The organism is Paucibacter sp. KBW04 (genome assembly GCF_003852425.1).
Taxonomy (GTDB): domain Bacteria; phylum Pseudomonadota; class Gammaproteobacteria; order Burkholderiales; family Burkholderiaceae_C; genus Paucibacter_A.
The window spans coordinates 268,978-282,294 of record NZ_QAJN01000010.1 but is presented as its reverse complement, the minus strand read 5'-3'; the positions used below and the strand labels follow the sequence as shown (position 1 = coordinate 282,294).

Annotated in this window: 17 protein-coding genes; 3 read left to right on the top strand and 14 right to left on the bottom strand. The window is 62.4% G+C overall.

From position 1 onward, the window contains the following. The 10 genes from DBR47_RS13270 to DBR47_RS25020 all read right to left on the bottom strand — a co-directional run bounded on the left by DBR47_RS13270 (position 1) and on the right by DBR47_RS25020 (position 8,095). Positions 1 to 1,866 carry a hypothetical protein gene (locus DBR47_RS13270; RefSeq protein WP_124450756.1) on the bottom strand — a complete coding sequence of 622 codons (1,866 nt, stop codon included), beginning with the start codon at positions 1,864 to 1,866 and terminating at the stop codon, positions 1 to 3. Positions 1,867 to 1,869: 3 nt separating this feature from the next. Then, positions 1,870 to 2,586, bottom strand: coding sequence for a PilW family protein (locus DBR47_RS13265; protein ID WP_124450754.1), 717 nt, complete (start codon positions 2,584 to 2,586; stop codon positions 1,870 to 1,872). A 10-nt stretch (positions 2,587 to 2,596) separates the two neighbouring features. Beyond that, positions 2,597 to 2,989 carry a hypothetical protein gene (locus tag DBR47_RS13260; protein ID WP_124450752.1) on the bottom strand — a complete coding sequence of 131 codons (393 nt, stop codon included), beginning with the start codon at positions 2,987 to 2,989 and terminating at the stop codon, positions 2,597 to 2,599. Positions 2,990 to 2,999: 10 nt separating this feature from the next. Beyond that, positions 3,000 to 3,485, bottom strand: a complete 486-nt coding sequence (locus DBR47_RS13255) for a prepilin-type N-terminal cleavage/methylation domain-containing protein (protein ID WP_231512292.1) — start codon at positions 3,483 to 3,485, stop codon at positions 3,000 to 3,002. After that, the gene (locus DBR47_RS13250) at positions 3,482 to 3,928 is read right to left on the bottom strand and encodes a type IV pilin protein (RefSeq protein WP_305037018.1); all 447 of its coding nucleotides are present in this window, start codon (positions 3,926 to 3,928) and stop codon (positions 3,482 to 3,484) included. Before DBR47_RS13250 ends, DBR47_RS13255 begins: the two co-directional genes overlap by 4 nt. A gap of 192 nt (positions 3,929 to 4,120) precedes the next feature. Next, entirely contained in the window at positions 4,121 to 5,965 is a 1,845-nt protein-coding gene (locus DBR47_RS13245; RefSeq protein ID WP_124450748.1) for a hypothetical protein, read from the bottom strand. A gap of 3 nt (positions 5,966 to 5,968) precedes the next feature. Then, the gene (locus tag DBR47_RS13240) at positions 5,969 to 6,712 is read right to left on the bottom strand and encodes a PilW family protein (RefSeq protein ID WP_124450746.1); all 744 of its coding nucleotides are present in this window, start codon (positions 6,710 to 6,712) and stop codon (positions 5,969 to 5,971) included. 2 nt (positions 6,713 to 6,714) lie between these two features. Then, the gene (locus DBR47_RS13235; RefSeq protein ID WP_124450744.1) at positions 6,715 to 7,152 is read right to left on the bottom strand and encodes a type II secretion system protein; all 438 of its coding nucleotides are present in this window, start codon (positions 7,150 to 7,152) and stop codon (positions 6,715 to 6,717) included. 8 nt (positions 7,153 to 7,160) lie between these two features. Further along, positions 7,161 to 7,637: a prepilin-type N-terminal cleavage/methylation domain-containing protein gene (locus tag DBR47_RS13230; protein ID WP_124450742.1), complete on the bottom strand. Its 477-nt coding sequence runs from the start codon at positions 7,635 to 7,637 to the stop codon at positions 7,161 to 7,163. Then, positions 7,631 to 8,095 carry a type IV pilin protein gene (locus DBR47_RS25020; protein WP_305037017.1) on the bottom strand — a complete coding sequence of 155 codons (465 nt, stop codon included), beginning with the start codon at positions 8,093 to 8,095 and terminating at the stop codon, positions 7,631 to 7,633. The genes DBR47_RS13230 and DBR47_RS25020 overlap by 7 nt, the downstream gene beginning before the upstream one ends. 281 nt (positions 8,096 to 8,376) lie before the next feature. On the opposite strand from DBR47_RS25020, the gene DBR47_RS13220 reads away from it, so the two are divergent. Both DBR47_RS13220 and DBR47_RS13215 read left to right on the top strand, forming a co-directional pair. Further along, positions 8,377 to 9,624 (top strand): sulfite oxidase, encoded by a 1,248-nt coding sequence (locus DBR47_RS13220; RefSeq protein ID WP_124450740.1) that lies wholly within the window; start codon positions 8,377 to 8,379, stop codon positions 9,622 to 9,624. A 23-nt stretch (positions 9,625 to 9,647) separates the two neighbouring features. Next, entirely contained in the window at positions 9,648 to 10,031 is a 384-nt protein-coding gene (locus DBR47_RS13215) for a cytochrome c (RefSeq protein ID WP_124450738.1), read from the top strand. A 27-nt stretch (positions 10,032 to 10,058) separates the two neighbouring features. On the opposite strand, the gene xth is transcribed toward DBR47_RS13215, so the two are convergent. From xth to DBR47_RS13195, 4 genes are read right to left on the bottom strand one after another with little or no spacing between them, the layout of a single operon-like run. Next, positions 10,059 to 10,823: an exodeoxyribonuclease III gene (gene xth / locus DBR47_RS13210; protein WP_124450736.1), complete on the bottom strand. Its 765-nt coding sequence runs from the start codon at positions 10,821 to 10,823 to the stop codon at positions 10,059 to 10,061. Between the two features lie 41 nt (positions 10,824 to 10,864). Next, positions 10,865 to 11,443 (bottom strand): DUF4337 domain-containing protein, encoded by a 579-nt coding sequence (locus DBR47_RS13205; RefSeq protein ID WP_124450734.1) that lies wholly within the window; start codon positions 11,441 to 11,443, stop codon positions 10,865 to 10,867. 39 nt (positions 11,444 to 11,482) lie between these two features. Further along, positions 11,483 to 11,980: a dihydrofolate reductase gene (locus DBR47_RS13200; protein ID WP_124450732.1), complete on the bottom strand. Its 498-nt coding sequence runs from the start codon at positions 11,978 to 11,980 to the stop codon at positions 11,483 to 11,485. Further along, positions 11,977 to 12,810, bottom strand: a complete 834-nt coding sequence (locus DBR47_RS13195) for a thymidylate synthase (protein WP_124450730.1) — start codon at positions 12,808 to 12,810, stop codon at positions 11,977 to 11,979. Before DBR47_RS13195 ends, DBR47_RS13200 begins: the two co-directional genes overlap by 4 nt. 159 nt (positions 12,811 to 12,969) lie before the next feature. Here DBR47_RS13195 and DBR47_RS13190 point away from each other — a divergent pair, with 159 nt between their 5' ends. Beyond that, complete coding sequence (locus tag DBR47_RS13190) at positions 12,970 to 13,314, top strand: RT0821/Lpp0805 family surface protein (protein WP_197047051.1); 345 nt, start codon at positions 12,970 to 12,972, stop codon at positions 13,312 to 13,314. The last annotated feature ends 3 nt before the right edge of the window (positions 13,315 to 13,317 follow it).

The window sequence follows — 13,317 nt, the reverse complement described above, 5'->3', positions numbered from 1 at the left end:
TTATTGATAGCGTGACCAGAGCAGGGTCACGAGCAGGCTGCTCGCAGCGGGCTTGTGTTCGCCGGGTTGAAAGCTCTTGGGAAGGTTACTCAAGTCCACCCGGGTGCTGGCCTTGAGGCTGCTGCCATCGCCCGTGCTACCCAGATTGGCGGCGGAGATAAACCCGTGGATGACGGTGGAGCCACCGGTTTCCAGGATGTCGCCGGCCACCACATCGCCAAAGACTTCGGCACTGGCGGCCAGGGTGATCTTGCCGCCAAGGTAGTTGCCGTCTTTCACGCCGCCGGCGCCAAAGCAGATATTGCCGGCGCTGACGCTTTGCAACTCGGCCTGGCCCGGCAAGCAGAAATTGCTGGGCGCCAAGCGGCTGTAGCGGCTGCTCTTGCAGACCCAGGCGTAGTCGGCGTAGTTGACCGAGTAGCTCAGGTGCTCGCCCTGAGTCTTGAGGTTGCCGGTCGCCAGCCAGGTGTTGTGATAGTTGCCGGTTCCGGCTTCTACATTGCCTTCAAACCACAGCACGCCCGGGACCATGGTGCTGATGCTTTTGTTCGCATCTTTGGCACCGTTGATCTTCCAGGTTTGGCTCGCCGCATCGAATTGGAAGCAGGAGTTGTAGTCCGAGTAGCCGGTGCAGATCTTGGCCACGCAGCTGCTGGGGCTGTAGCGATTGCTGGTGCAGAGATAGTCTTGATTGCCGCCGCTGCCCACAAGGAAGTAAGTGCCGTCTAGCACATGGCTGACCGAGCGAACCGTGACCTTGGTGTCGCCGCCTTGCCGCTCGAACACATAGTTCGCCATCGATTTGTAGGGGTAGGCGTCGAAGGTCGGTGTGTCCAGGGTGGCCGGTGTCAGCGCTGGGATGTCGAGCAGCAGATTGGGGTTACGCGTCATGCGGTTCTCGGCGCGGCTGGGGCCGCTCAGCTGGCCGCGGTACTGGCCGCCGTTGACCGGGCCGTAGCGCTCATGCAGATAGTCGCCCTCCACAAAGGCTTGGTTGACCAGCTTCACGCCCTGGTGATGGACGTTTGATTTCGTCCTGAGCATGCCGACCGTGGCGTCACCAGCCAGTGTCACCGGACCGATGGCGCGCAAATCGGTGACCTGATTGCCGCGCAGAGAAATGGCCCCGTTGGCAATGGCGCTGGCGGCGCTGACCGTGCCGCTGAGCTGGATATTGCCCATGGCTTGCAGCGCGTTATAGCTGCCGCTGCCGGAGAGCAGTATGTTTTGCTCTGAGAACACAATCCCGTTCGAGCTGCTGCCCGAGAGCTCGACATCGCCCTTGGCCTGCAAGAAGGAGATGCCGCTCAGGCTGCCGCTGCCCACGACCTTGCCGTCCACCAGCACCTTGGCCTTGTCCCCGCCCAGCACCTCGATATTGCCGCGCAGACTGAGGTCACCGCGGATATTGATCACCGCCTTGGGGCTGCTGACTGTGGATTTGGCGGGCTTGAGGCAAAAGTCATTGGCCAGCAGGGTGCTCGCACCGCCGCTGCTGCCGCTGATCTCAAAGCCGACGACCTTGCCGTCCTTGCAATTGATGGGGTCATCGCTGGGCGCGCGCGAAACCTTGGCCTCCACCCCCTCCAGCCCTGCGAATTGCACGGGTGAACCCAGGCTCAGCTGCTCCAAATCCTTGGCCTTGAGGTGGAACAGGAACTGGCGCAGCGCCTCCGCACCGCTCCAGGCCTTCATCTGCGCCTGGGTCATGGCGTGGACGGTGACCGATTGCGCCTGCAAACCGCGCACATAGGAGATGCCTGCAAACACCATGGCACCCAAGGAGAGGCCGGTGAGCAGGATGAAAAGCAGGGAGGAAATGCCACGCTGGCGTCGGGCTGGCGTGGTGTGCGAATTTCTAGTCATGGCTCAAGCGCCCAGATTGGCCAGGCAGCTGGTATAGGTGTTGCTGGCTTGTTCCACGCTGCCCACATAGTGCAGGCGCACGGCGACCGAAGCGCGGGGTTCGCTGACCTGGCTGATGGCTTGCGGCAGGCTGCCGAAGGGCCAGCAATGCAGGTCTCTGGCAACGCTCAATTGCACCGGCGTGGCCAGGATGTCGGGCTCAATCAGCACCGTCTTGCGCCAGCTGATCTTGTTCCATTGCACGCCCAGGGGCTGGCAATTGCCCTGCGACTGCAGCAGCTTCAAAGCCCCGGTCTCGGGGTTGGACAGCAGGGCTTGGCAGCGCAGCTGGGCGCGATCGGGCGAGGGGTCGGCGTCAAACATCCAGATCAAGGCATTGCTGCTTTGCTCATCCTCTCCCAAAGCCAGCGGGGTGCCGCTCAGCCGGCTGCCCTGGCTGTTGAGACTGGCGCTGGCCAGCAGCAGCAGATGCTTGTCACTGCTGGCCAGGTCGAGGCCGTAGCCCGCGGACTGCAAGGCGATTTGCGCACTCATCAGGCCTGCTGCCAATTGCCCGTCTTGCACCGCGTTGCGCACCAGGCCCTTCTCGCCGTACACCGTTTTGACCGTGTTTTTGTACAGGGTGACGGCGGCCAAGATCGCCAACATCGAGATCAACAGGCCCACCATCAGGCCGATCAGACTGAGGCCTTCTTGGCCTTGTCTTTGCTGTTTTTTCATCCTCTTGCCCTCAGTTCTTGACGATCAAGGTGCCGGGGCCTAGCAGGGTTTCGGCCTGCATCTGGTAGCTGACGCTAGGAAGCTTGACCGCCGCAGACAGGCCGCCCACCTTCACCGTCACGGTGCCTATGCTGCAGTCTTTCCTTAGCTCACCCAGGTACAGCTCATCGCCCATGATGTTGGACTGACGGACCGTGCTACTGCCGCTGGGCGCACAGCCTGCGGCCAGGCCTTTGTCCTGGACTTCCGCGCGAATGCTTTGCACGGCCAGACTCTGCGCCTTCTGGTACTTTTGCGCGACCAGACCGCGACCCAGGGCGTAAACCAGGCCCAGGCCGATCACACCCAGCAGCACCAGCGCGATCAGCGCCTCGCTCAGGGCGAGGCCGCGCTGGGTCTTCAATCGCTTTGTTTCAGTTGAATGTGCCACTGCTGATCTCTTTGCCGCGGCTGACGCGGTAGTTCATCTGCGAGGCGCAAGCCTTGTCGGCCAAGCTCGCCTCAACCGGCAGGCCGCTATTGCCCAGGGCTAAGCAATGAGTGCTGGCGCCCGCAATGTTGATTTGCGCCGGCACGGTGGCCTGCCATACCGCGTTCTCGCAACTCATGGCCTGGGGCGCGCCGGCTTGTACGCACAGGCGACCGGGCAGGCTGAGCAAAACGGCGGCGCTTTCTTCGACCCGCATGCCGGCTGGGTTTTGCAAGGCCGTGGCCTTGAGTTGGCTCATGCCTTGGCGCAGCTGCGCATGGGTTTGGCGCACGGCGGCTTGGTCCGCCCAGGCCAGGGCAAATGGCGTGGCGGCGGCGGCCAAGATCATCATCAAGGCCACACACACCATGGTTTCAATCAGGGACAGACCGCCTTGACAGCGCGGGCCCGCATTGCACACAGGCTTCACCAGCGAGTCAGGCCGCAGGCGCTGCTGACGGTACGCACATTGCGATGGTTCAGGCTCAGGCTGCAATTGGCCATGGCACCCTTGCCGACGGCGCGCAGCAGATAGCTGCTGGCGTCGCTGCTGACCGAGTAATCGAAATGCTCGCCTTGGGTGGCCGACCAGGCGCTGAAGCTGCTGGTGGAGTTGGCTGCGCCTTCGGCGATCACCGGGTAGCGGAGCTGCAACTGGTAGCGATTCTCCAGATTGAGAGACAACGCCGCCAAATCGGCGCCCGCACTTTGGGCGCGGCTCTTCTTGATGTACTGCTGGTAGGAGGGCAGGGCGACGGCCGACAAAATACCAATCACCACGACCGCGATCATCAATTCGATCAGGGTGAAACCGGCGTGGCGGGCTTGAAAACGACGGCCGCTGAGGGCGTTTGTACTGCGATGGGACTGCAAGTGAATACCTTTGGTGGTCTTACTGGTCGGACGCTCCTTCAGAAGCTTTTTGTAACCAGTTTGATACCAATTGTATTTTTGAGCCCCGAAAAGCCTGTGCGCAACAAGTCACGATACAGGCCTTGTTGGGCGGCTTTTGGGCCTTAAGGGGGCAAGCGGCTGTGCTCTGATGGGCTGCCGATTGCTAAAACTCTAGCGGTAGCGGGACCAGCGCAGAGTCACCTCAGGCGGGATGTTGATCTCCTGGCCACCGCCGGGGGTGAAATTGGGGGGCAGGTTGCGCAGATCAATGGTGGTGCTCGCACCGAGTCGGTTGCCGCCCACGAAAGAGCCCAGATCAGCCGCCGCGATATAGCCATGAATGACGGTGCTGCCGCTGGTGTCGAGCACATCACCGGCCAGCACATCGCCATAGACCCTGACATTGGCGCCCAAGCTGATACGCCCGCCGCGATAAGTGCCGTTCAGCAAGCCACCGGCGCCGAAGCAAATATTGCCCACGCTCTGGGCTTTGAACCTGCCGCCGCTGCAAAAATTACTTGGCAAGGTGCTGGCGTAGCGGCTTCCAGCGCAAATCAAGGCGTAGTCCGCGTAGTTCACGGCGTAGCTGGTGTGGTTGCCCTGGGTGCTGATATTGCCGGTGGCAATCCAGGAGTTGTAATAGGTGCCATTGCCGGCGACCACATTGCCATCAAACCACAGCACGCCAGGTGCCATGGCACCGTCGCTGACATTGCTGGTGATGCTCCAAGTGCCGTTGTTGTAGGCAAAACAGGAGTTGTTGTCCGAGTTGCCCGCGCAGATCTTCACCAGGCAGGTGCTGGCGTCAAAGCTATTGGTCTTGCACAGATAGTCCTGGCGACTTCCCTCTCCCACCAGGTAGTAGCTGCCGTTGGGGATACCGGTGACCGAACGTACGGTCACCTTGGTTGCATTGGCGACGCGCTCAAAAACGTAGTTGGCGGCAGCCTTGTAGGGGTAGGCGTCAAAGGTCGGGGCTTGAATGGTTTCGGGCGTCAAGACGGGGATGTTGACCTGCAACCCGGCTATCCGATTCATCGTGATGGTGGCGCCGCCCGTGCCGGTCACGGTGCCGCCGTAGCTGCCGCTGGCCACGCTACCCCAGCCATTTTTTTGATAGTCGCCTTGGACCAAGGCCCGTCCACTGACGATCGCACCTCTGTGATCGACAAAGGCCTTGGTCATCAAGCTCTCCACCTTGGCGTCGCCCGCCAAAGTCACGGGGCCTATGGACTTGAGGTCGGTGACGGTATTGCCGCTCAGCAAGGTGGCGGTATTGCTGTGGGTGGCATTGGCCTTCACGCTGCCCGACAGCTTGATATCGCCTATGGCCTGCAATTTGTTGTAGTCGCCGCTGCCCGAGAGGGTGATGGATTGCTCCGAGAACAGCGTGCCATTCGAGGTGCTGCCTTGCAATTCGATGGCGCCCTTGGCATAGAGGAACTCAATGCCGCTGATGCTGCCGCCCCCGGTGACCTTGCCGTCCACATTGACGCGGGCGTTGCCATCGCCGCCCAAGACTTCGATATTTCCTCCAAGCCCCAAATCGCCGCGGATATTGATGGCCGCCTTCGGCCCCCCATTCACCACCACCCCCGGCACAACACAGAAATGAGTGTCCAACACGGCGCTGGAGCCGCCGGCGCTATTGCCTACGATGTCGAATGCCAGGACGAGCCCATCGGGGCAATTGACGGCGTCGGCGACCGGAGCCTGAGTCAGGGTGGCGTTGACACCCTCCATGCCCGCAAACTGGGCTTGGGCGTTGATGGCCAGATTGCCGAGTTCGGGCAGGGTGAGTTGCAAAAGGTACTGACGCAAGGCCTCCGCGCCGTTCCAGGCGCGCAGCTGGGCCTGGGTCAGGGCATGCACGGTGATGGCCTGGGATTGCAGGCCGCGCACATAGGAGATGGCACCAAACACCATGCCACCCAATGACAGGCTGGTGAGCAGGACGAAGAGCAGGGTGGAGATGCCGCGCTGTTGCGCGCGCGAGCTAGTCAGGAGTGGGTGCATGGCTCAGGCTGGAAAGTTGGCCAGACAGCTGGTGTAGATATTGGGAGCGGCCACCACACTGCCGGTGTAGCTCAGCTGCACCTCGACCGCGGCTGCCGAAGGGGCAGTTCCGGTGATGTTCTGGGGCAGGCTGCCGAAAGGCCAGCAGTTGGCGCCGCTACGAGCGCTCAAGCCCACGGGCTGAGGCAGGGTCGTGGCTGCGATCAAGGTGTGGCGCTCCCAGACCATCGCGTTCCACTGCCCCAGCAAGGGCTCGCAAGCGGCGTTGGAGCGGAGCAGAAACAGCGCACGGCTCTCGGAGTCCGAGTAAAGCGCCTGGCAACGCGGCGTATTGACGGCATTGTCCGGGTTGTCGTCATAGGCCCAGACCAGGGCGTTGCCCACCTGAGCTGCATTGTTGATTGCTTGCACATCGCCCCTGAGGCTGCGCCCATCTGCCGTGAGGCTGGCATTGCGGAGCAGCAAGATATGCACGCCCGGCGCGGCGCCGTTGATGCCAAAGCCCGCCTGTTGCAATGCCACTTGTGCGCTCAGCAGGCCCGAAGCGAGTTGCCCATCCTGAACGGCCCCGCGCACCAAACCTTGTTCGCCATACACCGTCCTGACGGTGCTCCGGTAGAGCGTCATCGCCGCCAGAATGGCCAGCATGGAAATGACCAGGCCGACCATCAAGCCGACCAGGCTCAGACCCTGCTGCTTGTGGCGCGATTGGGGCGCATCGGCGCCCAGCTTGATAACCCTATGCATCTTCAATTGGAGAGCAGCAGGGTGCCTGGGCCCAGCAGTGTTTGTGCAGGGACTCGGTAGCTCACCTGGGTCATTTGGATCTCTCTGACAACCCCGCCCAGATTGATGTTCACAGGGGCAATCCTGCAGGTCTTGGTCATGCCGTCCAGGCCCACACCATTGCCCAAATTCAGATTTGGGCGATTGACCACGGCGTTGCCGGCCACGGGGCAACCGTTGGCCACCCCTTGGGCTTGCAGATCGGCGCGTATCACTTGTACCGCCAGGCTTTGCGCCTTCTGAAATTTTTGCGCCACCAGGCCACGGCCCAGCGCATAGACCAGGCCCAGGCCTACGATGCCGAGCAAGACCATGGAAATCAAGGCTTCGGTCAGGGCAATGCCGGCCTGGCCTTGCGCGCTGTGCAGGGTGAATTTCTTTGGGTAGCGTTTCAATGCCATGACTTGTTTCAGTTGAAGATCAGTTCGATCTGTTCATTGCCGCGACGGATCAGGAAAGTGGGTTGCAAGCGGCAGGTTTGGGCGTCGATCTGGACGTCGATCGGCAGGCCATTGCTGTCGAGTGCGACACAGTTATTCGGCTCTCTGGCCACGGTCACCGCCGCCGGAATCAGGGACTGCCACAGCGCGCCCTCGCAAGTGAGGGCGGCCGGTTCACCGGCGTGAAGGCAGAGTTGGCCAGCGCGGGTGACCAAGGTGGCCGAGGCATTGGGCGTGCGCGCCGCCATCGGGTTGCGCAAGGCAATGGCTTTGAGCTGGGAGAGCCCTTGTTGCAGCTGAGCCTGGGTCTGCCGCACCGAGGATTGGTGCGACCAAGCCAGGGCAAAAGGCGTGGCCGCTGCCGCCAGCAACAGGGTGATCAGGATGCAGACCATCAACTCGATCAGGGTCACGCCGGTTTGCTCCCTGCGCGCGCGCCTCACCATGTAAGGAAACCGCAGGCCTGGGTGGCTTGGCGGACATTGGCATTGTTCAGGCTGAGTTCGCAGTCGGCCATTGCGCCGGTGCCCGTCGCCGTCAAGGTAAAGGCATTGGCCTCGCTGCGCACCGCGTAGTTGAAGTAATTGCTTTGGGTCGGCGCCCAGGCCGCGAACTCGGCCGTGGAGTTGGGGGTGCCTGCAGGAATAACGGGGTAGCTCAGCTGCAGCTGAAAGCGGTTCTCAAGATTCAAGGCCAGCGCGGCCAGATCGGCGCTGGCACCGCGGGCGCGACTGGTATTGACGTACTGGGTGTAGGCGGGAATCGCCACGGCGGCCAGGATGCCGGTCACGAGCACGGCGATCATCAGTTCCACCAGGGTGAAGCCTTGGGCCGCGCGAGGGTGGCGGGGCGAGCGAATCTCTGACGCTGTTGCCCCAGCGATGGTTAAGCGAATTTTGGACACGTCAAGCCTTTTGGGCAGCCTCCCAGCCGCGCTTCGTCTGATAACCAGTGAGAAACCAACCAGATACCAATATTGTTTTTGGTATTGAAAAGGATACGTCTTGTAACGAGGCTGAGCAAGAGCGGCTATCCCGCTTTGCTCTCATTCACCATTTCCCTTGTTCGCATAGCGCCCCATTTGTTGAATGGGCGCAGGGCGCAATCGCCAGGGCTTGACCTGAGTCAGGCTCGCTCATGGTGGCGCTACCATCCAGGCACCCTAAAAATTCTCTGGAGATTCCCATGTCCAAGCCCACCCACGCCCCTGTTCTTGCCCGGCGCCAGATCTTGGCCGGCAGCGCCACCGCGCTCGCCGCCGTGGGCATGGGCTCGTTCAGCCAGGCTGCGCGCGCCCAAGCCGCCGCTCCTGCCGCCTCTGCAGCCCCCGTGGCAGCCGCGGGTGTCAAGCCCTTGCCGCCATATGCGGCCTGGAAGGACGCCAGCGCCTTGATCCAGCACAGCAGCAACACACTGGAAACCAAGCGCTCGGCCTTTGGCATGGGTTTGATCACCCCGTCCGAGCAGCTCTATGTGCGCAACAACCTGCCGGCGCCCAATGCCAGCATCCTGGAGGACCGCGACGCCTGGCAAGTCAGCGTGGAAGGCGTGAAGTCGCCGCGCAGTCTGAGCCTGCGCGAGCTCAAGACCCTGGGTGTCGAGACCGTCACCATGGTCTTGCAATGCTCGGGCAATGGCCGGGGCTTCTTCCCCAGCAAGCCCAGCGGCACGCCTTGGACGGTGGGTGCGGCGGGCAATGTGGTCTGGACCGGCGTGCCGGTTCGCCAAGTGGTGGACTTGCTGGGCGGTGTGCTGCCAGGCAACAACTTCATGACCGGCACCGGCGGCGAAGTGCTGCCCGCCGGCATTGACCCCAAAACAATTGTGGTGGAACGTTCCTTGCCCGCCCATGCCATGGCTGAAGCCATGCTGGCCTGGGAAATGAATGGCCAACCCATTCCCCTGGCCCATGGCGGCCCCCTGCGCTTGATCGTGCCGGGTTACCAAGGTGTCAACCAGATCAAATACGTCAAGCGCCTGGCCTTCACCGCGCAAGAGTCGGATGCCAAGATCATGGCCCACGGCTATCGCATCTCGCCTCCCGGCAGCAAGGCCGACCCCAGCCAGCCCTCGGTGCTGGAGATGGTGGTCAAGTCCTGGATCAACAGCCCCCTGGCCGAGCGCCCCGGTGTGGCCGGCCCGGTGCAGATCCAGGGTGTGGCCTTTGGCGGCCTGCATGGCATCAAGCGGGTGGAAGTGTCTGTCGACGGCGGCAAGACCTGGCGCGATGCCCGCCTGGTGGGCCCGGACATGGGCAAGTACGCCTGGCGCCAGTTCGCCCTGGCCGCCAAATTGGGGGCGGGCAGCCACACCCTGGTCAGCCGCGCCACCGACACGGCCGGCAATGTGCAGCCCGAGCAGCGCATGGAAAACGTGGGCGGCTACAACAACAATAGCTGGGCCGACCACGCCGTCAGCGTGACCCTGGCTTGAGCCCGCGCAGACCCGCCCTTGCCATGTTGATTTCCCTGAAGAAGGCGGCCGTCCGCGGGCGCGCCGTCGGTCTTGTTTTGGCCGCTGTCACCGGGCTGGGCTTGCTGCAAGCTCTGCCGGCCAGCGCCCAAGCACCAGCAGACGAGGCCAAGCAGCTGAAAGCGCAGATGGAGCTGGGCAAGCTCTTGTTCACCAAGAACGCCACGCCCGCCTGCGCGCTCTGCCACACCCTCAAAGACGCGCAAAGCGAGGGCGCGGTGGGCCCGGTGCTGGACGAAATCAAGCCCGACGCCGACCGCGTCACCCGAGCCTTGCGCAATGGCTTGGGCAATATGCCGGCCTTCCCGCAACTCAGCGAGGCCGAGATCAAGGCCTTGTCTGTCTACGTTTCACGCGCCGCCAAATAAGGCAGCGCCTGAATCGCACACGGCTCTTTAGACCAGCTCCACCACCACCGGTGCGTGGTCGCTGGGCCGCTCGTTCTTACGCGGCAGTTTGTCGATCACGCAAGACCTGACCCCGCTCTTGAGCGCCTCGCTGACCAGGATATGGTCGATGCGCAGGCCCTGGTTTTTGCGGAAGGCCAGATTGCGGTAATCCCACCAGCTCCAGCTCTTGGGCGCTTGCTCGAAGAGGCGGAAGGCGTCCACCAGGCCAAGATCCAGCAAGCCCTGGAAATGTGCGCGCTCCTCGGGCGTGCAGTGGATCTGGCCCGCCCAGGCCACCGGGTCGTAGACGTCGCGGTCATCGGGCGTGATATTGAAGTCGCCCATCAGCACCAGCTTGTCGTGCCGTGTCAGTTCATCGGCCACCCAAGCGCGCAAGGCATCCAGCCAGCCCATTTTGTAGACGAATTTATCGCTGTCCGGCGCCTGGCCATTCGGGAAATAGGCGCCAATACAGCGCACGCCGGCCACCGTGCCGGCGATCACCCGGGCCTGCTCATCCGCCAGGCCAGGGATGTTTTTCACCACCTCCAGGGCCGGTTCGCGACTGAGCAGGGCCACGCCGTTATAGGTCTTCTGGCCAAACCATTGCACCTGGTAGCCGGCGGCGCCGATGTCCAGGGTAGGAAATTTATCGTCGGTCAGCTTGGTCTCTTGCAGCACCAGCACATCGACCGGATTGGCCGCCAGCCAGTCCAGCACCTGCGGCAGGCGCACGGCCAGGGAGTTGACGTTCCAGGTCGCGAGTTTCATGGTCATGCTCTTGAGATTTCTTGGGTCTGTCGGTCTATCAATCAAAGGTGGAACCAGGCGGCCACACCCACGGCCACGCCCACCGAGCCCACGGCCAGCGTGCCCCAGGCCATCCACGTCTTTTTCGTCAGCAAGGCGATCGCGGCCAGGGCGATAGAGACCTGCAAGGCCGTCGTGGCCTGCGCCCAGCGGTGATGCTCATGCATCTGGGCTTCACTCTTGTGGTCCCATTCTGCCGACTCGGCCTCCAGGCCCTCGGCCTTTTGCTTGATCTCGGCCTTCTCGCCTTTGTAGCGTTCGATCTCTTCCAGGTATTTGCTCTTCCTGGCCTCGTCGTTCACCAGCACCGAGGCCAGCTCGGCCAGGTTTTGCTTGCCGCTTTTGGACTGATACAACGCCCATTGATTGGCGGCCTCGGTTTTCTTGATCGCGGCTTCGTTCTTGTACAAGCCCGCATTGGCCTGGGTGGCGCCGCCCATATAGCCAAACATGGCGCCAAAAGTGGCCAGCACGGCCGTCACTACGGCCAGGCGTCCAGCCAGGCCCTGGGGTTCGTGTTGAGCCGCATGCTCCAACTCATGGTCATGCGGGCCGTGGACGTGAAAACCTGCTCCGGACATTGGGTGCTCCTGTTTTTGTGTGAGGGCTGTTATGAAAGCTCAGCGGCGCTGATAGCTGACGAAGTCGAAGCGCAAGCCGTCGGGGCTGCTGTGTGCTTCGCGGCTGAGTTCTACAAACTGCTCGCGCGGCCAGTCGGGGAAGAAGCTGTCGGCCTCAAACTCGGCCAAGACCTCGGTCAACTCCAGGCGGTGGGCCAAGGGCAGGGCCAGGGCATAAATCTCGGCGCCGCCGATGACGGAGACCCGCTCCGCATCGGCGCAAGCCGCCAGCGCCACCTCCAGTGTTGTGAAACACTCGGCGCCTTCCAGCTGCAAGCCGCTTTGCCGTGACAGCACCAGATTGCGGCGGCCGGGCAGGGGGCGGAACTTGGCCGGCAAAGAGTCCCAGGTCTTGCGTCCCATGATGACGGGGGCGCCCAGGGTCAGGGCCTTGAAGCGGGCCATATCGGCGGGCAGGCGCCACAGCAACTCGTTGTTCAGGCCAATCGCCTGATTGCGAGCCACACCAGCGACCAGGCTGATCTGCGGGCCGCTCATACCGCCACCGGCGCCTTGATGGCGGGGTGGTGTTGATAGTCCTGCAGCTCAAAGTCTTCGAACTCATAGTCGAAGATGCTGGGCGGCCGGCGCTTGATCATCATGGTGGGGTAGGCAAAGGGCTGGCGCGCCAGCTGGGTTTTGACCTGCTCGGTGTGATTGCTGTAGAGGTGGCAGTCGCCGCCGGTCCAGATGAAGTCGCCCAGGGCCAGATCGCATTGCTGGGCCAGCATTTGGGTCAGCAAGGCGTAGCTGGCGATATTGAAGGGCACGCCCAAAAAGATATCGGCGCTGCGCTGGTAGAGCTGGCAAGACAGCTTGCCCTCGGCCACGTAAAACTGGAAGAAAGCATGGCAAGGCATCAAGGCCATCTGGTCCAGCTCGGCCACATTCCAGGCGCTGACGATGATGCGGCGCGAGTCGGGGTTAGTTTTAAGCTGCTTGACCACCTCGGCGATCTGATCCACATGGCCGCCACCGGCCTTGGGCCAGGAGCGCCATTGCACGCCGTAGACAGGGCCTAGGCTGCCGTCCTCGCGCGCCCATTCGTCCCAGATGGTGCAGCCGCGCTCTTGCAGCCAGGCCACATTGCTGTCGCCGCGCAGAAACCACAGCAGCTCCAGAATGATGGACTTGAGGTGGACTTTTTTGGTGGTCACCAGGGGGAAGCCTTCATTCAGGTCGAAGCGCATCTGGTGGCCAAACACCGAGCGGGTGCCGGTGCCGGTGCGGTCGGTCTTGCTAACGCCGTGGCTGTCCACATGGCGCATCAGGTCTTCAAACTGGCTGCGCACCGGACGCAGATGGGGTGGGAGGATTGTGCTGCTCATGGGCCTGGATTCTAGAAGACGGCGCCCCCTCATCGGACGCGCGGGTGATTGGCGCTATCCTTGGGTCAAAGAAATCATCGGCCCAACATCCTCACAGGCGCCCACATCAAAATGACCATGCTCCGTTCCGTCCTGTCCTGCTCCTCCCTTGTTCTTGTCATGACCCTGACCGCAGGCTCCGCCCAGGCCGCCGGTGAGATGGCCATTCTGAAGAACACCGTGGTGACCCGCTTCAATGCGGCCGACAACGCCTTGATGAAAAACGCCGTCGACCAAGCCTTGGCTGCCGAACAAGATGGCACCGTCATCAACTGGAATAACGAGAAGACCCGCGCCTCCGGCCAGGTCACTGCCCTGGCTCGCTACGAGGCGGCAGGCCTGGCTTGCCGCAAGCTGCGCATCCGCAACGAGTTCGGCAAACGCATGGATCAGGCCGACTACAAATTCTGCGAAAAACCGGCCGGCCAGTGGAAGCTGGTGGGCTTGGATCTGGATCCTAACTAGCGC